The organism is Chryseobacterium sp. OSA05B, from assembly GCF_019970065.1.
In the GTDB taxonomy this organism is placed as follows: Bacteria; Bacteroidota; Bacteroidia; order Flavobacteriales; family Weeksellaceae; genus Chryseobacterium.
In genome coordinates this window covers 45,201-65,589 of the sequence record NZ_JAHXYH010000003.1, presented here as the reverse complement: position 1 = coordinate 65,589, position 20,389 = coordinate 45,201, and the positions used below count along the sequence as shown (strand labels likewise).

Sequence of the window (20,389 nt, the reverse complement as noted above, 5' to 3'; positions counted from 1 at the left end):
AATTGACACCTATAACATATGAAAATAATCATCCACGGCGGTTTTTTCTCTGAAAGCGACCAAAGCCATGAAGTAAAGACAGCCAAACAAAATTCTTTAAAACAGATCGCTCAGAAAGCCTTTGATTATCTTCAGACGCATTCTGCATTTGATACGGTGGCTTATGCTGTTTCTCTTCTGGAAGATGATCCTCTTTATAATGCAGGCATTGGTTCCCAGATACAAAGTGATGGGGTGATCCGTATGAGTGCTGCCATTATGGATGGACAAACGCAGAAATTAAGCGGTGTGATCAATCTTCAGGAAGTAAAAAATCCTGTTTTTGTAGCCAAAGAACTCATCCATGAAGATGACAGGGTTCTCGGCGGAAATGGTGCTAAAATCTACGCATCCGAACATGGTTTTGAAAACTTTTCTACTGAAATTCCTCAGAGAAGAAGCGAATATGAAGCTAAACTGAATAATGGCGGAAAAGGAACTGTAGGCTGCGTTGCTCTTGATAAGGACGGAAAACTGGCTGTAGCAACCTCTACCGGAGGAAAAGGTTTTGAAATTCCGGGAAGGATTTCAGATTCGGCTACTGTCGCAGGAAATTATGCCAATTCAGTTTGTGCTGTAAGCTGTACCGGTGTTGGAGAAGATATTGTAAGCAATGCGACTGCCGCAAAGATCGTCACAAGAGCTACCGACGGAATGACTCTTGAACAAGCCTTTACCAAGACTTTTGAGGAACTTAAGGTGATTGACGGATTCGCAGGTGCCATTGCCATAGACAAAGATGGAAATATCTATCATCAGGATTCTTATCCTACGATGGTCTTTGCCAGTTTTGATGGCGAAAGTTTTGAGGTCTTCCAATAATTTTAACATTTTTTTATCATCTGATTTATTTTTTTGGCACGTATTTTACATGTTTAGTAATAACAAATTTTAATACAACACTTAAAAATAGAAATCATGGGAAACAAGACAAAAGGTTTATTAGCTTTATTAGGAATTGGTGCTTTGGCATATTGGAAATACAAAAATTCTACACCTGAAGAGAAGCAGGCTGTAAAAGATAAAATCAATACAGCTAAGGACAATCTGAACAAATGGGGAAATGATGTAAAAAACAAAGCCAATGACGTTGCGTCTCAGGTTCAGAACAAAGTAGATGAAGCTAAAACAAAAGCAGAAGATTCTTTAAGCTAAGAGCAGATTAGTTTTTTTAACATTCATATATAGAAAGTCATCGTAGTCTCAGGATTACGATGACTTTTTTATTTTACAAACTGAAGAATATTTTCTATAATCTTATGTTTTATAGGTCCTTTTGTCTTAAAACAAAAGAACGAAAAATTCAAGACTGGAAACTTTCACTAAAAATGAAATCTATTCTCTAAAAACTCTAAACTCCTGCGGTAACAATCGATGTTAAGAATCAAATTTTGTCACGCACTCAAACAATAGCGTTTTTTTAACGTTCAAAGAATTCATTTTCTTAACGTTACAGCTTCCTAGGTCATTCCTAGCAGTCATCCATACTATTCCTATTTTTAAAAACTTCGCTTTTTTGGGATTGAAGTTAAACCCATTGACCAATAACAACTTCCAGCTTCCCTCTTTTAAATTTACTTCTGCCTTCCTCTTAAGCTATACACCATCGGGATTTTATTTCCTATGTGTGCAATTCTCCATTTTCCTCTTTCAAATTCATCCACATGGCTAAAACACGGATAAGGTGACCAGTCATGCTCCTGAAAGATTTCCAGCTCTATTTTATGGTTAATCAAATTCTGAAGAACTTCACCCAGAGAATGGTTCCACATCACATATTCCTGAACGATATCCGCAGATCTGTCAGCGTAGGTTCCTTCAAAGGTTTCTACGATAGGCTTTTCATTAAAATAGTTATAGGCTACTTTGGTAAAATCATCGTCAAACATCCAGACTGCCGGATGGAATTCTGCCATGACAAATTTCCCATCAGGTTTTAGAAAATGACTGATCACACCAGCCCATTGATCCAGATCAGGGAGCCAGCCTATGGTTCCGTAACTAGTATACACGATATCAAACTTCTGGTCCAGAATATCCGGAAGACTGTAAACATCCGAGCAAATGAATTTTGTATTGGTCCCGCATTGTTGTGCAAGATCTTTCCCAGCCTCAATAGCCTTATCCGAAAGATCGATTCCGGTAACATCCGCGCCCATTCTAGAAAGCGAAATAGAATCCTGTCCGAAATGACACTGGAGATGCAGAACACTTTTTCCTTTTATATCACCCAAAAGCTCCAGTTCTATGGAGTTAAGAGAAGTTCTTCCTTTTAAAAATTCATCTACAAAATAGAAATCCGATTTCAAATGCGGATCTACTTTGGCATTCCAGGAATTTTTATTGATTTCGAGGTAATTTTCCATGGTTTTATTATTTTAAACAAATATACCAATGTTTTTAAATCTTATTATGGGGATTTATTAAGGTTAACTTTACACCTTAAAAATTAAACATTAGGAATAACGATGGATGTATAAGGACTGTAAAGCTGCCATCCAATTGATTGATAGAGACTTTTCCCCGCTCCGGTAGCTACTAAAAAATTATTTGATATCCCTTTTGATAATGCTGTTTTTTCAAGTTCCTGCATCAGGAAAGTAGCGAGACCTTTTCTCTGGTGTTTTTCTTCTGTTATAATCCTGTCGTAAACAGCAAGATCATCCACTATAACAACCCGACCTATAGAAGCCAGTTCACCGTTTTCTGCAATGATTCTAATGACTTCCGTGGAATTATATTGTTCATACTCAATCCGGTAACCTTTACACAAACCTTTAGCTGTAGCCTTCATAGGTCCGAAACAAGACATCATATATCCGGGTGGCTGGATTACCCACTTTTCAGGGACAACGTTTTTCACTTCGTCAGGAGAAGCGCAAACTTTGAGATAGACCCAGGGTTCATTGATCTGCTTTGAAAGATCGACAAAATCATCATTCAGCTCAGAAAAAACATATCTTATTTTCTGCCTTTCCTCTCCTACTTCTACTTTAAAACCCGAGTGGTATCTTACCGGAAGAGGGAGTTTCCTCGACAGAGACCATGCTTTCAACCACTTTTCCAGGATATCATCAGATACATTGCCTGCCATGCTTAAATTATTTATGAAAGCTGATCGAGCAGTTTCTTTTTCTGTTCTGCAAATTCCAGTTCTGTGAGGATTCCATTTTCCCTCAGTTTCCCCAGTTTTTCAAGCTGTTCAAAAATAAGATTGGATGCAACTTCTTTTGTTTCCGGCGTCTGTTTTGCTGCTTTATTTTGATTATAAATTTTGCTGATGAAGTCGTAAAAACGCTCTCCATCTAATCTGTCACAGAAACATTCGAACTCAACGATTTTATTATCTGTATGCAGTTTTATAACCGGAGAAATGGAATTACTGACAAAACTTACTTCGTTGATGGTTTCGTTTGGATACTGATTTACTTTTACCGGGGCAAACATAGCCTTTGATACGGAAACGATCCTTTTTGGAGTTACCAGCAGCATTCCTGCATCTACAGTCCTTATAAACTGAGCATCGGTGGCGGCAAGAATAACCTCATCTACGGCAAGTATGTGGGGCAGTTCTTTGATTTCGCCTTTTGCAAACATGGAGAGATTGGCACCTACCTGCTCCAATTGGTATTTTATTTCTTTCAGTCTTCTTTTGTAAAGATCGCGGGACATTTCATCAGAGGCAAAAACCACCATACTTTCTATTTTATTTTCTTGGGGTTGTTCAGGTATTTCCGGCTGTATTTCACCTGTTTCCACAAGGCTTTTAATATCCCTGATGCTGAATGTATTGAGATTGTACAGAAGTTCCTGATGGGTACTGCTGACCTTATCCAGACATTTGTTGCAGAGATTTCCGCCATCCGAAAGTTTATTTTCGCCGAGAAGCGTGTCTATTGACGTCAGTTCAGCACTGCATAATGCACAGATATTGCTCATTGTATGATCTTTTTTTTAAAGTTTGGCCAGAAGTTTTTTCTTCTGTTCTGCAAATTCTTCTTCTGTCAAAACTCCCATTTCCCGAAGTTTTCCCAATCTTTCAAGCTGTTCAAATATCAGTGAAGGGGCTTCTTTTTGCTCAGAATTCTGCTGGAATTTAGGCGGTTGCTGTACGAATTGTTGCTGTTGTTGTTGTTGTTGTTGTTGTTGTTGTTGTTGTTTTGCCTGCATCTGCTGTATTCTGATCTGATCTTCGGAACGGCCGACATAATCCTTTACAGCATCGTGGAAGTTCCTTGCTGCGCTTTTTATATACAGCTTAAACTCAGCAGTGAAACCGGGTGTAAAAACCTTTAAAGTTGAAGACATCAGACTTGTATCATGCTGTACGGAACTTACTTTGTGAAGCGGGAACTCATTTTCAAAAACACCTCCGAAAAACTTTTTATCAACGAAAATAATTCTTCTCTCTGTGGAAACCACAATTCCCTCCAGATTATTATGAAGATACTTTCCTTCTGCAATGGCAATAAGTTTTTCGTTTTCATCAAGAACATTCACCAGCTCTTCTACCTCGCTGTCCACAAAAAGACTAAGCTTAGCACCCGTCGCTACGATCTGATCCTTGATTTCGTCCAACCTGCTGGGTTCATCCGGTGTATAGGTAAACTGAATACTTTGAGATGGAGTTTCAACAATTCTCGGCTGTGCTATCTGTATGGTTTCAAATGGGTTAGTTTCTATGGCCATTTCCTGTTCAGTTCCTTCATTCAGGACCATGCTTCTTATCTGTGCAATGCTGTAACTGGCTAGGTTTGATACAAGATCCGTATTGATATTGGTGGCTTTGTTCAGGCATTTATTGCATAGAATTCCGCCATCGGAAAGTTTATTTTCTCCTAAAATTGTATCCATGGAGGTAAGCGGAGTTCCGCATAAAGCGCATTCAGTGTTCATTTGGTTTTATGTTTAATAGTTTAAAGATTAATGTTCAACAAAATTTGCATTAACCCAAATTACAAATTTGGGTTTAAATTAAAGACAATATTACAATCTTTCCATCAGTTTTTTCTTCTGCAACTCAAATTCTTCTTCAGTCAGAACGCCACTCTCCCTGATTCTTCCTAACTGCTCCAATTGATCTAAAATGGTTGGCTCAGATTTATTCTGGAAATATTCTTTAGGACGGGCCATGAAGTCTCTTACCTTTTCACAAAACAGTTCTGCATAATATTTCCCTACATTATCGATCTCGAGAACATTATCCGAGATATGAATGTCTATGGAAGCCAGCATCAATGACTTTTCATATTGTATGGAACTGACTTTATCATAGGAAAAATCTTCTACTTTCAGCCCATACATGAATTCTTTATCCACAAAAATCAATCTTCTTTCTGTGGCCACCAAAATAATGTGGTGATTGGTCAGTTTATTTCTCCCCTCAATCAGATACACCAGTTTTTCATTCTCCGAAAGCACTTCCGGCAATGCGTGAATTTCTTTTCTGGCAAAAATGGTAGGATTGATATCTAAGGTTTCCAGCTCATCTTTTATTTGATCAAGTCTTGATTTTTCGCTCATTATTCGTTTTTTATCAATGGGACATATTACAAATTTAATTTTTTTTAAAATACGGAAAACCATAAGGCTGTTATTTTCCACCTAATTATTTTTGAATAAAATTATTATCATGTCATTAATTACAAAAGCAGATCTTTATTTTACAGATTATTCCTGGAGTGCTATAGATCCTGACGATCCAAAAGTAACGGGTGAACCCGACAGCACTTTATTAAACAGAAAAGAAGGCTATGAAATTCTCTATTTCATCAATAAGCTCAGTGATATCTGGAGTTTAAAAAACAAATCCTCAGCCATAAAAATTGAAAGAATGATAAGGAATGAAGTTCCTTCAGACCTGCACAGTCAGTTGAATATCCGAAATTGGATTCATGCTCACTGGAATGAAAGTAAATATTAAAAACAAAAAGCAATTCCTTTTTGTCTTAAAAAATACTATGAAATAAGAAGCCTGCTTCTGATGCAAAGCAGGCCTGTTTTTTACAGATCATACATTATGATGAAAAAATTATTTAATTTCCGACAGTAGTTTTTATTTTTGAGTCCACCCTTCTTCGATCTCCTCCAATGTTTTCCCTTTGGTTTCCGGAACTTTTTTCCATACAAAGATTAACGCCATGAAAGCAGCAGCCATGTATAACCAGAATGTATAAGCCGGCCCCAAAGATCCCATCAGCACAGGGAAAGTCTGCGAAACGGCAAAAACGGCAAGCCAGAGACAGAAAGTGGCTATAGACATAGCGGTTCCGCGGGCTCTGTTAGGAAATATCTCAGAAATAACAACAAAAGTAAGCGGCCCCAGTGACATCGCAAAACTGGCAATGTATCCAAGTATCGCCATAAGAATGAGATATCCCTGTAAATGCATAAAAAAAGCAATGCCTACGATACCCAGGCAAATAATCATCCCTGCAATCCCATATATCAATAGCGTTTTCCGTCCCCAGTGATCTACATATTTTATAGCCACAAAGGTAAATATGACATTGATAACGCCAACAATAATAGTCTGCATCAGCGCAAATCCTGAACCCACACCTGTCGATTTGAATATCTCAGGAGCATAATACATAATGGCATTGATCCCTGTAATCTGTGAAAATATCGTCAGCATAATACCTATGGCAAGGGTTTTTTTCAGTTTTGAATCTTTGAGATGGGACCATGAAAAAGGAAGTGCATCTTTTAATGACGCTTTTATAGAATCGAGTTCTACAGCTCCTTTCTTTTCTCCATGAATGAGATTCAGTATCGACAAAGCTTTTGTGTATTCTTTTTTTTCGGCCAGCCACCTTGGACTTTCCGGAACAGTAAAGAGCAATAAAATAAAGATTAATGAAGGAATAACGCCTGAACCAAACATCCATCTCCAACCGTGAGAAACATTCCAGCTTTCATCATAAATACTGGCGATGTATGCATTCACGAAATAAATAACCAGAATACCGGTTACTATCCCCAGCTGAAAAATGGAAACCAAACGACCCCGTATAGCAGCAGGTGCCATTTCTGAAATATACATCGGGGACAGGATGGATGCGATACCAATTCCCATCCCACCCACAATACGGAACACGACAAAAATCCAGAGACTTGGAGCCCAAGCCGTTCCGACAGAAGAAATGGTAAACAGCAATGCAGAAATCATCAACACTTTTTTCCGCCCTATCCGGTCACTCAGCATTCCTGAATACATAGCTCCGACAAGACATCCCAGCAGCGCACATGAAGCTGTCCAGCCCGTCATAGCATCAGACAAGTGATAATAAGTCCGCATAAAACCGATAGATCCGGAAATCACTGCAGTATCATACCCGAATAATAGGCCGCCCACCGATGCTACCAGGACAGCTTTATAAATAATGTGAGAATTTTCAGTCTGCTGCATACTCATTATTTTAAGATTTTTTCTTTCATCCTATCCAGACGGATGGATGCTTTTATCGTGACACATTCTTTTCCTTCACTTTCACCGTAAGGCGTAATGGTATAAGCTCCTATAGACGCCGGTATGATAAAGGTTTCTGCATAATGGATGATGTAAGGTTCAAACCTTTCATCCGGACTTTCTACAATGACTTGCCGCCCTTCAACCAGATTTAAAACATTAACAATCCCTTCCGTATGATGAACGACTTTTTTACTGAACCAGTGCCGTCTGGTCTCAATGAATGACAATGCATCCAGGCCGGTTCGTTCTTCTCTCCATCCGTCACCTTCTGCGACAGGCACTGTGAGATTCAGTATATTTTCTTGAGTCCATGACGTATCACGGTTCCAATGTATATTTTTTTTACCGTGTTCCAGAGATATGGGTCTTGGTTTTCCATCCAGTCCCATACGTTCCCAGTCCCAGAGTTTAAAGGTAAAAATATAAGGCGTAGCACTTATTTCCAGAACCACAGAATTCGCTCCCGAACAGTGAACTGTTCCCGCAGGAATAGACACATGATCATGTTTGCGGACAGGCCATTTCTGTACATATCGATCTGCATGAAAAGAAGTATTCCCTTGTTGGGCTTCTTCCAGATCATTCATCATATGTTCAGGGCTTATATTTTCTTTCAGCCCAAGGTAGACAAAAGCATTTTCTCCAGCGTCCAGCATATAGTAGCTTTCATCCTGTGTGTATATCATTCCGAATTTTTCCTTTATATACTCCTTCAACGGATGTACCTGAAGACTCAGATTCCCCCCTTCCATCGTATCCAGAAAGTCGAAGCGGATGGGAAATTCATCTCCAAAGCCTTCATATACCTGTTTCCCCAATAAGGCTTCAGGCTGAAGAAACACCAGATTTATCGATGGGATCTCTACAACCTCATCCCCGAATTCTAAGAGCAGACTGTTTTCTTCGGGAACGCAGTCAAATCCCCAGGCGTAATTAGTAGCATTTCTGTCGAGATCACAGACTTCCTTCAGCCACTGCCCGCCCCATGGACCCGGATCAAAAAAAGGAACAACTCTGAACGGTGAATTTACAATTTGTTTTAAGGCATCATACAACGCCTGTACACTGATCATTCTGGGCTGATGAGGCTTTGTAGTATCAAGCATAAAATGGCAACTTTCCAGTATTCTTTTTTTGTACCGGTCACAAACACGCCAGTCTACAAAATAGGCATGTTTATACTGATAAGCAAAAGAGTCTGTATAGTTTGTTTTTCCCAGATTACACGCCGTATTGTTTCGATAACGCATCTGTATTTCCCAGCGGGGCATATCTGCATAGAGGATCAATTGGGGCCGGCTGTCCAATAAAAGTGCTCCCGGGCCTACGATGATAACGCGGCCATTTGCAGAATTTATCTTTGTCTTAAGTTTTTCAATTTTTACCTCATCAAAATAATCTTCCAGTTCAAGAGACGTCATGTATCCAAACACGGGATCATCCGTGACATAAGGCTGCACCAATGCGCTGATTTCTGCTTCGGACTTCATAGCATCGGAGGTATTGATAATCAAATCCGGATTTAAAAGTTCCTTTATTTCGGCTATAATTTCTTCCACAAAAACACCCGGATAGCATTCAATAGCAATGATCTTCGGTGAATCCTGATCTAATTGACTGATGATATTTTTCCAGCCTGCAATACAGCTATGGCCTTTTACGGGTGTAACGGGAAATTTGTTGTAATTCGATTTCATTATTATTCGATTTCATTAATTTAATTTCACTTATTCTGGCTCTTGACAAGATAGCTCATCCCGTACAAGGCAGCTGAGGAAGGAAAAGCAGCGGCTTCAACTTTCACCTTTCCCCATGGCGTCCAGGCATGTTGTTCTGTCTGTTTCCTGATATACGGTATAATATGAGACCCGCTTCCCATGATGCCTCCTGTAAGGATAAGTATTTCGGGATCATAGGCGTGAATAAGATTAATAGCGCACGCTGCCCAAACGTCTAAACTCTGATCACGTATGGCCAGTGCAGCAGAATCACCTTGTTCTGCTAGCTGAAAGACCGTTTTATAGTCCGACAGTGACAATTCAACATCTGTATTATCTGAATGTGAGTTGAGTTTCCAGGTTGAAGCTTCTGTTTCTACACATCCTTTATTACCACAGTTGCAGACTGTTCCTTTGTAGTTGATCACAAAATGTCCGCCTAGTATTCCGGCAGTAAAATGCTTGCCTTTAAGCAGCTGACCTTCTATCACAGCAGCACTCCCTACTCCTGTACCCAGGCTCATTAAAACAACATTATCCATGTCTTTTGCTTTGCCATATTTCCATTCTCCCAATAATGCTGCGCGGGCATCATTTTCAATACAAAAAGGAAGCTCGAAAGTCTGTCTGCACCATTCCTCGAGATCAATATCCGGAGCATCCCCAAATTTTTTATCAATGGAAAGTATTTTCTTCTGTTTACTATCGATAATGCCCGGAGAAGCGATTCCCAAACCTGCAATGTCTTTACTGGAAAGTCCTTGCTGAGCCAGCAAATCTTTTACAGTCTGTTCTATGTAAGGCAGTCTTTGTCTGAGACCGTTCCTGGAATCAGCACTGATGGACGTTGAGGACAGTATGATGTCTTCTTTTACAATCCCTATTTTGATCATGGTTCCGCCCATGTCGATTGCAATCACTGATTTTGACATAGCTTAAGGCAAAACTTTTATTTCTACAACGTCCATTCCCGCAATCGTCATTTTTTCATCAGTAGAAAAAGCTTTTCCGGTTTTCATACTGATCAATTTTTTAGGCTTCAATTTTCCCCACAGCAAAGCAGTGGACTGTTCTTTTTCATCAGAATTATAAAGCCTGATCACAAAGCTATGATCCTTGTCCGGTGTGATCGTGGTCACGACAATTTTATCGTTACTCATTTGAAACAGGCTTCCTCCTGCAGGTAATTTTTCATTTACAGGAACTGCTATAAAAGGCTGAGTAAATGCTGCCGCTGATTTTTCATTCTCCACCGCATTAAAACCATCATGGGGACGAAGCGCATAGTGATAATGCACCGGGCCATCCTGATCAGCTTTATAATTGGTATGCCAATAATTATTCATAGCGTAGCTGAACCAGTTGGTTGTACCCGGAATTCCTTTATCTTTCCATTTTTTATGGCTGTTGTCTATGACCATTCTTTCGTCTATCATTTCGGACGCTTCAGTTAATGGAGTTTCCAACATCAACCATTGGATTCCTTTTTTTCCTGAAGAGGCATCCACCCAACGGCGGCTGTACCAATAATCCATATTGGATCCCGGAAGCTGGTCGGTGAGGTATTTCATGATTCCATAGCCTGCATCTACCGTTACATCTTTAAATCCTGCATTAAAAGGAAATCCAAAATGCACAGATTCTTTGGTACGGACAGGCTTTTTATCTACAATATTTTCCAGGGAAATTTCATTGGTATCTGAAAACAAAGTAATGATACGTTCAAGGCTGTTGGCTCCCGGAGCTTCTGATAATAAGGAGACTTTAGCCACCAAGGGACCATTTTCCAGAATCTTTACTTTAACAGCTGAATTGGATAAAGCTTCCTTAGGATCCGATCCGGGTACATACCAATAGCTGTTGATTCCCTGCTGATTAAAACTTCCGGCATGGTTCAATTCACTATTGTCTTTAATCTGCGTGATACTTCCAGTCTTTGCATCCCATGCTACTGTCACTTTTCCATTAGAAATCTGATGATCCGAAATCGAAAAGGAATTCTTTACTTTTACTGCATCTTTAATCACTTTGTACAATGTATATCCTAAAGCAGGAACATCATTCGCCACAAATGCTACCGTCCCATCATTAAGCTTCTGTATCGGAATTTTATTACCTGAAGCATCTACCAAACCGTTTCCATCTACTTTGTTTTTAATAACGACAGTCCCGCTGCGTTTCCAGGATGAGGTATTGAAAACGGCTATCGTTTTTGATTCGGAACTGATGATTGGTTTTAATAAATCTTCTTCCAGTTTGTTGGCCAGTGTATTTCCATCAGTAGAAAATTGTTTTTTCACCTTCCACTGATCAGTCACGAACGGAAGATCCGGAGCCGTAATACTATTGAATGCTCCCCAGGTATGTTCGTGAAAAAGAATGACATTTTTCCAGGCTTCATAGAATGTATCACGATTATAGAGATCCGGATTCAGAATAGAATAAAGGGTTGTCAGTTGTTGAAGTTTTAAACTGCTGTTTCTGTTGACACCTTCCTCTTTAGCTGTAGACATTGCTCCGTCTTCCCAATAAGGACTTATATCTCCTTTTACCACAGGAATCTGATCACCATATTTCTTTTCAAATGTTTCAAACATTTTTTCATTGGTACTTAGAATGATTTTCGGGGAAGTATATTTTTGGTTCCACTCTTCTACAAATTTTGACACAGACGTATCAATAGGCCCGTTATCAGCTACTATATTGTAGCGCCACTGTACCATATCGTAAGGGTATTGGGTTTTCGTAAGGTCATCAAGATATTCGGCAATTTTTTTCTTCCCGCTTTCAAAGACATCACCCGGATGGGTTCCATGCCATGAAGAGTATCCTCTGCCCGCAGTCCAGAATAATATTTTGTCTTTACCGGCGGGTGACTGCCACCATACCGGGCGATCGCCCCAGTTTTTCACAAAATTTCCCACGCGGTCTCCCAGATAAGGATTGCTCTTACCCAGATAATTCGGCCCGCTTGAAAAATATTTTACCCCGGAAGAAGTTAATGCCGGTACCAAAGACCATGCAAATCCCGGAACATCAGACATCATTGCGCTTTTAATAGAAAGGCCATATTCTTTTTCCAGTTTTTGTGCATATTCGGTATAATGGAATAATTCTTCAGGCTGACTCAGTCCTGTCAGAATATTGGCATACATCGCAGAAAGGCCGATATTACTTTCTTTTACGGCTTTTACAAATGACTGTATTTCCTGAGGAGTCGCTTTTTGCATAAAATTCTCTACATCCCAAAGCGCTTCTACATTCCATTTAAAACGGGCTTCTTCAGACAGATTGCGGGTTTCTTCAATCATTTTGAGGGCATCATAGATATTTTGAGTATGAATTTTCGCCACTTCTGCCTGCAAATGAGAATATCCTACATCCGTATGGGAATGATGAATAAAATACAGCGTACGGGGAACTACAGCTTCAATGGGAAGTATTTTTCGGTAAATCTCTTTATTGTCTGTAGTTACAGTTATCAATAATGAATTTTCCTTCTCTGAAACAGAAACAGGTATTTCAAAGCTTTTCATACCATCTTCCATGCTAAAGGAAAAGGTTTCTTTGTTGTTGATTTTGGCCGTTATCTTTTGTTGTTTTCCAAAATGCAGGGTGGTAAGATTGATCACTCTTTTACCATCTTTGAGAATAAAGGGAGTCATATCTGCATCCATTTTTTCCTGAAAAGTAAATTTATAGGTCATAAACCAGTCTCTGCTGTTTTGTGCCTGACCAGTCATTTTCAGTCGAAGTGGTTTACCGGGAGTCACTTTTTTTACGGGTATTCTTAAATAAGCAATTCCATAAGAATCTTTGAGTCCGTCTGTTTTCGTCTGATGAAATACAAAAGCTGTACTGTCGGATGCTTTAGAAATCCAGTTCTTACGCTGGTTTCCGGGATAAGTAGTAAGGGTAAGCGCCTTTTCTCCATTAACAGAAAGATCGAAATGCCTTATCCCTCCACTGGTTCCGGAAGAATGAGAGACCAGCCAGCTGAAATAAATATATGGACCTGACACTTTTCCGGGTACCGCATCAGTTTCCCATTCAATAACTTTAGCACCATCTGTAGTACGGGTCAGTAATGCCTGATTGGCATAATCGGGAAATGCAGAAAAATAGCTGATATTTTCACCACTTATTTCCCGGGCATAACCATTGACGGTTTCTATATTCCCAAAATAAGGGACTTTTTTCTGTCCGTAAACCAAATGACCCGACAGGAGAATAAACACTAATAAAGTAAAATGTCTTTTATGCATAAGCTTTATATTTTTAAAATTCATGTAAGAATGTTTGAACATATATAAATCTGAAAATGTTTTAAATTTCAGAAGATTTTGTAATGTCTATGCTGTAAGTGAATTTATCTGATCTGTAATACCCGATATTGTATTCTACCGGTTTTCCATTGATATCATACACAAAACGTTCGCGTTTCAGAATGGGGAAAGATGCTGGTACTTTTAATTTTTTCCCTATCACGGTTCCTGCATTACTGGCGCTGATATTTTCTCTGGACTGGTGTACCACTACTCCATAACGTTCCTGCAGCATCGTGTATAAAGGAATATTAAAGTCATCTTCTTTGCTGATACCGATTCGCGGATGAAAGTAGCTTTCAAAATAAACAATAGGTTCATCAGAGTTTTCTCCTTTTAACTTTGATAGTTTAAATAACTTTTTATCCGGAGTTACATTGAAAAAATTACATACCGTTTCACCAGGAGTTTCAATTTCAGTTTTTAGCAAAAGATTGATAACTTCAATCCCTTTTTCCTGCATTTCCCTCGTAAAACTATACCAGTGGTCCAGACCCGTAACCAAACTTTTCTTCTCTGCAACGCGGGTCCCGATCCCTTTTTTACGGACAATAAGGCCTTCATGCTCCAGCTTATTCGTTGCCTGGCGGATCGTATTCCGGGAAACACTCCAAAGGTTAGCCAGATCTACTTCTTTGGGAAGCAGAGCACCTTTACTGAAAGGTTCTATTTTAATAAGCTTGCGAAAAAGCTCTTCTACCTGTACATGAAGCGGCAGTTTACTTTTATGGTCAATGGTGAAATTCTTTGTAGGTATGTTCATACATATAAGATTGAAACAAATGTAATTATTTTTTCTTTTCGAAAGTAAAAATATTTCAAAAAGTTTATTTCATAGAAGACACCTTAAAGAAATCATGAAAAAACTAATAAATAATCATTTTACTTTCACAAAAAAATCCTGTTACAGAAGGTTAAACTAAGCTTTTGAATGCCCGAATAAACTTCTGTAACAGGATCTTTGTTCTCTTGAAAACTTTTTACAGACTTAAAAATTCTTCTAGAGAAAGTGTTTTCTGCTCTCCGGCTGTAAGATCTTTGAAAGTAACCGTTCCGTTTTTAATTTCTTCTTCTCCTAAGAAAACCAGGTTTTTAATTCCTTTCTTTTCAGCATAGGTAAACTGCTTGTTCAGTTTTGCATTTTCAGGGTAAAGTTCAGCGGAAACTCCTTTTTCTCTTAACTGCATAATCAGTTTTAAAGCTTCTACAATTCCTTCTCCTCCGAAATTAGCAAACAGATATTCTACCTGAGTGGTAGCTTCTTCAGGGAAAAGGTTAAGCTCTTCCATCACCAGATACACTCTGTCCAATCCAAACGAGATTCCTATTCCCGGAATGTTTTTTACGCCGAAGACTTCTGTAAGGTTGTCATATCTCCCGCCTCCGCCGATAGAGCCCATCGCCACTTCATCTGCTTTCACTTCGAAAATAGCTCCGGTATAATAATCTAAACCTCTGGCCAGCGTAATATTGAATACAAGATTCTGCATATCTACGCCAAGATTCAGAGATTGTGTCAAAACAAATTCCAGTTCTTCCACTCCCTTCAATCCAATTTCGCTGTCTGCAAATTTCTCCTTAAGCTGAAGAAGGTTTTCCAATGCATCATCTGACTGATTAAATAAGAATTCCAGTTTATCAATAGATTCCTGAGAAATCTCTCTTTCCAATAGCTCCTTCACAACACCCTCTTTCCCGATCTTATCAAGTTTGTCCAAAGCAACAGTAAATTCAATCAGTTTATCCGTGATACCCGCATATTCTGCAAGACCGGAAAGGATCTTTCTGTTGTTCATATGAATGGTAACAGGAATTTTCAGATCAGCAAACGACTTCAGATACAGCTGAACCAGATCTACTTCCTGTAAAAGGCTTTCACTTCCCACTACATCTGCATCACATTGGTAAAACTCTCTGAATCTTCCTTTCTGCGGACGGTCTGCTCTCCAAACCGGCTGGATTTGGTAACGCTTATAAGGAAATGTAAGTTTCCCATGATTCATCGCTACAAATCTTGCAAAAGGTACAGTAAGGTCATAGCGAAGGGCTTTGTCTGAAATTTGGGAGATTAGTTTCTGATGGTTTTTATTATCCCAGTCTTCCTGATTTACTTTTGAAGCATACTCTCCTGAATTTAAAATCTTAAAAATCAGTCGGTCACCTTCTTCGCCGTACTTTCCTGTCAACGTAGAAAGATTTTCAAAGCTTGGAGTCTCCAAGGGCTGAAATCCGAATAATTCAAAATTATTCTGCAATATATTGATGATATATTTTCTTCTGGACACTTCCTGTGCTGTAAAATCTCTCGTTCCTTTTGCTAAACTTGGTTTCATTTTATAATTGATAAATGATATTAATAATTAAACATGCTTAAACGACACAAAGGTTTAAACTACAAAAGACACAAAGGTAAAACACCTTAGTTTCAGTTAAGTTTTTGAAAATCTTTGATTTTCATTCTTCCTTGTTTTTAATGTGTAACTTATCAAATATTACACATAAAAGCTATTGTTAAGTCTGGGTCGAATAGATAAGCAGTGCAAAAATAAGGAATTGAAAGGACTTTTCCGAAACATAAAAAAGCTGAGGAAAAAATCTTCCCCAGCCCATAATGCATGATCATTACTAAGTCCGAAAAATCAGACGCTTTCAAGGATTTCTAAAATCTCTTCACCATAGTTTTCAATCTTATGTTTTCCGAAACCTTTGATTTCAAGCAGTTCTTCTTTTTTCACAGGCTTATACTTGGCCACAGACATCAGTTCTTTATTGCTCGCGATAAAATAAGTGGGGAGATTCTGTTCTTTCGCCTTCTCTGATCTCCAGTATTTCAGGGCATCTAAAATTTTTTCTTCATCTGAGTTTAAGACATCATTATCTGCAGAGTATTTAACTGCTTTGGGCTCCTTCACAACACTTTTAGTGGTTTTCACCTCTTCAAAATACAGGACCACGGACCAATAACTTTCATCATTTACAAAAGCGGTTTCCACTTTTATAATTTCGTTCACTTCCAGGAAGTCATCAAGCATTCTTTGATCTTTATAGAGAAATTCTTCAGGAAGTCTGATTTTAAAAACTTTTACTTTCATCATCTGTGTTTTTAAAATTATTTACTTCCCAGCAGTAGAATCTCATCGATTCTGATCTCCGTAATATATCGTTTCACACCATCTTTATCATCGTAAGATCTGTAAGTAAGCTTTCCTTCAATAGCAATTTCTTTTCCCTTAGGGACGTATTTCTGAAGGATCTCAGCTGTTTTTCCAAAGGCAATCAGATTGTGCCATTGTGTTTCTTCTACTTTTTCACCTTTTGCGTTGGTGTAATGATCGCTGGTGGCTAGAGACACACTTGCTTTTACGTTTCCATTTTCGAAGTTTACGATTTCAACTTCTTTTCCTGTGTAACCAATTAATGTTACTTTGTTTCTTAGTGACATAGCTTTAAAATTTTTAAGATTAATAATTCAGATAAGAGACGTTCACTGTCTTTCTCAAATCTCTGTTGCAAAGATGGTCACAGCACAGTAGCTTAGTCGGTTATAAACTATTTAAATTCATTTGTATCCGTTTGTTGTCGATTAATATTCTTTCTGATTTGTAAAGATTTACTCCATTAGGCATGGTGTTGAAATCAACCTTTTTTGATAAAATTTATTTATTTTTAACTGGAAAAAAATTGTGACTATTCCTTAATTCGGAGGTTAAAATTTATGATCTGCTTCCATCGATTAAAATTTTCAAATAATATGATCATTTTCTTTAATTATTCTCATCACAGTGTAGGTAAACAAACATTCAAAAAAAGGCCTTGTGTAGAACTTTACCCGTTTTCAAACGGATAATTCCGTACCTTTGAACAAATATCATTTATGAAAAGGGACATCAATATTTTTGAGTTTCCTCTCAATTTGGGATTAAAGAAAAAAGAACACGAAACCGAGCCCGGTGTCAGAAAGCTCCCCGACTGGCTCAGAAAATTTGATTTTCACAAAGAAATCAACCCTAAAAATATTTTCAGACTGGATGCGCCAGATTATTCGATGGAAATTGATCAGGAGTCAGGTGTTTTAAATGCTGCGGGCATTATTGAATATGCCAAAAAACAGGCTGATTCTATCTTAAAAAATCATACAAAAGACTCATTCAATATTATGCTTGGTGGCGACTGCAGTATTTTGATAGGAACTGCTCTCGCTTTAAAGAAGCTTGGAAATTACGGACTTTTTTATCTGGACGGACATACTGATTTTATTCCTGTAAGTCTTTCCGAAACAGCTGCCGTAGCAGGACTTGACCTTGCCATCATTACCGGAAAGGGGCATGAAAAATTAACCAATATTCAGGGATTTAAGCCTTATTTTTTGGAAGAAAACATCTATTGTGTCGGAAATGCAGAAACGGATGATGAAGAATATGTGGCTTTCGTAAAGAATTTAATTCAACTCATAAAAAATAAAGAAGATTAATGAAGAAGACGATCAAAAGAACATTCAGAGTATCAAAATACGTGATCTACAAAGAAACTCTGGTTGATTATAAAGAACATTTCTGGTCCTTTCTGGGAGCATTTGTAGGTATTGGACTCATTGCTTTCATCCAGTCCCATGCTGTTTCCGCTACTGAGAATATATTCCTGATCGGATCTTTCGGGGCCTCGAGTGTTCTGATCTATGGTGCAATTCAGAGTCCATTGGCTCAGCCCAGGAATCTTGTGGGAGGCCATGTGCTTTCAGCTATTGTCGGCGTTACCGTTTATAAAATCGTTCCCGATATTATCTGGCTTTCTGCCCCACTGGCCGTGGCATTTTCTATTGTACTGATGCAGTATACCAAAACCCTTCATCCACCCGGAGGCGCTACAGCTCTGATTGCGGTGAGCTCTGTGGGAAAGATTCCTGAATTAGGCTACTGGTATGTACTTTCTCCTGTTTTATCAGGCTGTATCATTCTTCTTCTTGCTGCCCTTTTATTCAATAATATGACGCCGAACAGAAGCTACCCTTCCCATAGCAGATTCAAACGGCTTTTAAGAAAAAAACACGAACACACCCACAAAATGAAAAAATAAAAAACATGGAATGTCTTGAATGTGGCGAAAAAATTATCGGGAGGTCTGATAAAAAATTCTGCAACGATGCCTGTCGCAACGCCTACAATAATAAGCAGAATAAAGATTCCACCAATCTGATGCGGAATGTGAATAACAAACTTCGCAAAAACTACCGAATCCTGATGGAACTGAATACAGACGGCAAAGCAAAAATTGCAAAATCAAGAATGGATGGCTTGGGTTTTGATTTCGATTACTTCACCAACCTGAAAGTTTATAAAAATGGTTCTGAATATAGATTTATTTATGATTACGGCTATAAACTTTTAGAAGAAGATTTTGTTCTGATCGTTAAAAGTCAGGCATAATCCTACACCATTCCTAAATACAGTATTATGAAAGAAATCGTTCTGATAACCGGCGCCGGCGGCATGATCGCCCGTGAATTGTCTAAAAAAATAGAAAAAGAATACACTGTTCGCTTCCTTACCCGAAAGAAAAAACATGAGCATGATTTTGAATGGGATATCAAAAAAGGAACGATAGATGAATCTGCACTGGACAATGTTTCACACATCATTCATCTGGCGGGAGCCAATATTTCTGAAAAACGCTGGACCAAAGAAAGAAAACAGGAACTGATTTCCAGCCGTGTCAATTCTGCAGGCCTTCTTCTGGAAACTGTCAGAAAGAAAAATATAAAGCTAAAATCCTTTATTTCCGCATCAGGGATCAATTATTATGGTACTGTAACGACTGATAAGATTTATACGGAAGATGATCCACCGGGTAATGACTTCCTAAGTGAAGTGGTGGTTTTATGGGAAAGAGCGGCAGATGATTTCAAAGAGCAGAATCTGGCTGAAAGAGTTGTGAAAATACGGACAGCTGTAGTACTTTCTAAAGAAGACGGGGCATTGAAGAAGATGCTTCCCACTATCCAATATGGCATAGGGTCTGCCTTAGGAAGCGGAAAGCAATACATGCCGTGGATTCATATTGAGGATATCTGTTCGATCTATGAAACTGCTTTGAAGAACTCATCTATGGATGGACCTTATAATGCGGTTTCTCCTCAACATACAACCAACGAAAATTTAACGAAGAAAATCGCTGAAGTCCTGAACAAACCTTTGTTTATGCCCAATGTACCGGCTTTCGTTTTAAAACTGATATTCGGAGAGTTGGCAGATGCATTACTGGAAGGCTCAAGAGCTTCTTCACAAAAGATTCAGAATACAGGGTTTCGGTTTAAATTTCCCGATTTGAAAGGGGCTTTGGAGGATCTTTTGAAAAAAAAGAATTGATATCGGCGAACGGTAAATCCGGGATTCCTGTGCTCTTTATATTTTGATATTCTTCAAAACTTTATTCAGCAGAGTTGTGAATGTCTGTAATTCATTATCATCTAACACAGCCGAAACCTGATCAGCAACCGTTTTCCGGAAATCTTCAGAATTGTTGATTAAAAACTGACCTTTTTCTGTGGCAGAAAGGTTAAATATTCTTCTGTCCGAGTTATTTTGTTTCTGTTCTATCAGCTCATTTTTAATCAAAAATCTGATCTGTTTGGAAACAGCTGCCTGACTTACATTAAATGCCCGGGAAATCTGCTTTCCGGTGACTTCCTCTTTTCGGTAAATATATTCTATTATATTGTAATGCGTGGCCGTTACCCCACTTATATTTCCTTTGTTCATATTGGCCAGTATAAAGCACTGCAAATCTGTAAAGGCATCAAAAAAATCATCTTTCTGTTTTTTCATAAAAAATAGTTA

General features: G+C 38.5%; 21 protein-coding genes. 7 read left to right on the top strand and 14 right to left on the bottom strand.

Annotated features, from left to right (window positions below):
* Positions 1 to 18 precede the first annotated feature (18 nt).
* The gene (locus LC419_RS12410) at positions 19 to 861 is read left to right on the top strand and encodes an isoaspartyl peptidase/L-asparaginase (RefSeq protein WP_223607659.1); all 843 of its coding nucleotides are present in this window, start codon (positions 19 to 21) and stop codon (positions 859 to 861) included.
* A 96-nt stretch (positions 862 to 957) separates the two neighbouring features.
* Complete coding sequence (locus LC419_RS12405) at positions 958 to 1,194, top strand: YtxH domain-containing protein (RefSeq protein WP_223607658.1); 237 nt, start codon at positions 958 to 960, stop codon at positions 1,192 to 1,194.
* Positions 1,195 to 1,613: 419 nt separating this feature from the next.
* Here the strand turns inward: LC419_RS12405 and LC419_RS12400 are convergent, their stop codons facing one another.
* From LC419_RS12400 to LC419_RS12380, 5 genes are all read right to left on the bottom strand, one after another.
* Positions 1,614 to 2,405: a bifunctional 2-polyprenyl-6-hydroxyphenol methylase/3-demethylubiquinol 3-O-methyltransferase UbiG gene (locus tag LC419_RS12400; protein ID WP_223607657.1), complete on the bottom strand. Its 792-nt coding sequence runs from the start codon at positions 2,403 to 2,405 to the stop codon at positions 1,614 to 1,616.
* A gap of 83 nt (positions 2,406 to 2,488) precedes the next feature.
* Positions 2,489 to 3,133 carry a GNAT family N-acetyltransferase gene (locus LC419_RS12395; protein ID WP_223607656.1) on the bottom strand — a complete coding sequence of 215 codons (645 nt, stop codon included), beginning with the start codon at positions 3,131 to 3,133 and terminating at the stop codon, positions 2,489 to 2,491.
* A gap of 11 nt (positions 3,134 to 3,144) precedes the next feature.
* The gene (locus tag LC419_RS12390) at positions 3,145 to 3,978 is read right to left on the bottom strand and encodes a PH domain-containing protein (RefSeq protein WP_223607655.1); all 834 of its coding nucleotides are present in this window, start codon (positions 3,976 to 3,978) and stop codon (positions 3,145 to 3,147) included.
* A gap of 15 nt (positions 3,979 to 3,993) precedes the next feature.
* The gene (locus tag LC419_RS12385) at positions 3,994 to 4,935 is read right to left on the bottom strand and encodes a PH domain-containing protein (RefSeq protein WP_223607654.1); all 942 of its coding nucleotides are present in this window, start codon (positions 4,933 to 4,935) and stop codon (positions 3,994 to 3,996) included.
* 90 nt (positions 4,936 to 5,025) lie between these two features.
* Positions 5,026 to 5,562 (bottom strand): PH domain-containing protein, encoded by a 537-nt coding sequence (locus LC419_RS12380; RefSeq protein WP_223607653.1) that lies wholly within the window; start codon positions 5,560 to 5,562, stop codon positions 5,026 to 5,028.
* A gap of 109 nt (positions 5,563 to 5,671) precedes the next feature.
* On the opposite strand from LC419_RS12380, the gene LC419_RS12375 reads away from it, so the two are divergent.
* On the top strand, positions 5,672 to 5,962 hold the full coding sequence (locus tag LC419_RS12375) for a hypothetical protein (RefSeq protein WP_223607652.1): 291 nt from the start codon (positions 5,672 to 5,674) through the stop codon (positions 5,960 to 5,962).
* A gap of 132 nt (positions 5,963 to 6,094) precedes the next feature.
* On the opposite strand, the gene LC419_RS12370 is transcribed toward LC419_RS12375, so the two are convergent.
* The 8 genes from LC419_RS12370 to LC419_RS12335 all read right to left on the bottom strand — a co-directional run bounded on the left by LC419_RS12370 (position 6,095) and on the right by LC419_RS12335 (position 16,998).
* Positions 6,095 to 7,450, bottom strand: coding sequence for a sugar porter family MFS transporter (locus LC419_RS12370; RefSeq protein WP_223607651.1), 1,356 nt, complete (start codon positions 7,448 to 7,450; stop codon positions 6,095 to 6,097).
* 5 nt (positions 7,451 to 7,455) lie between these two features.
* On the bottom strand, positions 7,456 to 9,210 hold the full coding sequence (locus LC419_RS12365) for a class I mannose-6-phosphate isomerase (protein ID WP_223607650.1): 1,755 nt from the start codon (positions 9,208 to 9,210) through the stop codon (positions 7,456 to 7,458).
* Between the two features lie 26 nt (positions 9,211 to 9,236).
* Positions 9,237 to 10,163, bottom strand: coding sequence for an ROK family protein (locus LC419_RS12360; RefSeq protein WP_223607649.1), 927 nt, complete (start codon positions 10,161 to 10,163; stop codon positions 9,237 to 9,239).
* Between the two features lie 3 nt (positions 10,164 to 10,166).
* Entirely contained in the window at positions 10,167 to 13,496 is a 3,330-nt protein-coding gene (locus LC419_RS12355; protein WP_223607648.1) for a glycoside hydrolase family 38 C-terminal domain-containing protein, read from the bottom strand.
* Positions 13,497 to 13,557: 61 nt separating this feature from the next.
* Positions 13,558 to 14,319 (bottom strand): GntR family transcriptional regulator, encoded by a 762-nt coding sequence (locus LC419_RS12350; protein ID WP_223607647.1) that lies wholly within the window; start codon positions 14,317 to 14,319, stop codon positions 13,558 to 13,560.
* Between the two features lie 217 nt (positions 14,320 to 14,536).
* Positions 14,537 to 15,889 (bottom strand): histidine--tRNA ligase, encoded by a 1,353-nt coding sequence (gene hisS, locus LC419_RS12345; protein WP_223607646.1) that lies wholly within the window; start codon positions 15,887 to 15,889, stop codon positions 14,537 to 14,539.
* A gap of 306 nt (positions 15,890 to 16,195) precedes the next feature.
* Positions 16,196 to 16,651: an HRDC domain-containing protein gene (locus tag LC419_RS12340; RefSeq protein WP_223607645.1), complete on the bottom strand. Its 456-nt coding sequence runs from the start codon at positions 16,649 to 16,651 to the stop codon at positions 16,196 to 16,198.
* A 14-nt stretch (positions 16,652 to 16,665) separates the two neighbouring features.
* The gene (locus LC419_RS12335; protein WP_223607644.1) at positions 16,666 to 16,998 is read right to left on the bottom strand and encodes a single-stranded DNA-binding protein; all 333 of its coding nucleotides are present in this window, start codon (positions 16,996 to 16,998) and stop codon (positions 16,666 to 16,668) included.
* A 432-nt stretch (positions 16,999 to 17,430) separates the two neighbouring features.
* Here LC419_RS12335 and LC419_RS12330 point away from each other — a divergent pair, with 432 nt between their 5' ends.
* Genes LC419_RS12330 through LC419_RS12315 form a run of 4 tightly spaced genes read left to right on the top strand, consistent with a single transcriptional unit; the run spans position 17,431 to position 19,918 of the window.
* The gene (locus LC419_RS12330; RefSeq protein WP_223607643.1) at positions 17,431 to 18,027 is read left to right on the top strand and encodes an arginase family protein; all 597 of its coding nucleotides are present in this window, start codon (positions 17,431 to 17,433) and stop codon (positions 18,025 to 18,027) included.
* Entirely contained in the window at positions 18,027 to 18,629 is a 603-nt protein-coding gene (locus tag LC419_RS12325) for an HPP family protein (protein WP_223607642.1), read from the top strand. The genes LC419_RS12330 and LC419_RS12325 overlap by 1 nt, the downstream gene beginning before the upstream one ends.
* A 5-nt stretch (positions 18,630 to 18,634) precedes the next feature.
* Complete coding sequence (locus LC419_RS12320; protein WP_223607641.1) at positions 18,635 to 18,979, top strand: hypothetical protein; 345 nt, start codon at positions 18,635 to 18,637, stop codon at positions 18,977 to 18,979.
* Positions 18,980 to 19,006: 27 nt separating this feature from the next.
* Positions 19,007 to 19,918 (top strand): TIGR01777 family oxidoreductase, encoded by a 912-nt coding sequence (locus LC419_RS12315; RefSeq protein ID WP_223607640.1) that lies wholly within the window; start codon positions 19,007 to 19,009, stop codon positions 19,916 to 19,918.
* A gap of 36 nt (positions 19,919 to 19,954) precedes the next feature.
* Here the strand turns inward: LC419_RS12315 and LC419_RS12310 are convergent, their stop codons facing one another.
* Positions 19,955 to 20,377 (bottom strand): MarR family winged helix-turn-helix transcriptional regulator, encoded by a 423-nt coding sequence (locus LC419_RS12310; RefSeq protein WP_223607639.1) that lies wholly within the window; start codon positions 20,375 to 20,377, stop codon positions 19,955 to 19,957.
* Between the last annotated feature and the right edge of the window lie 12 nt (positions 20,378 to 20,389).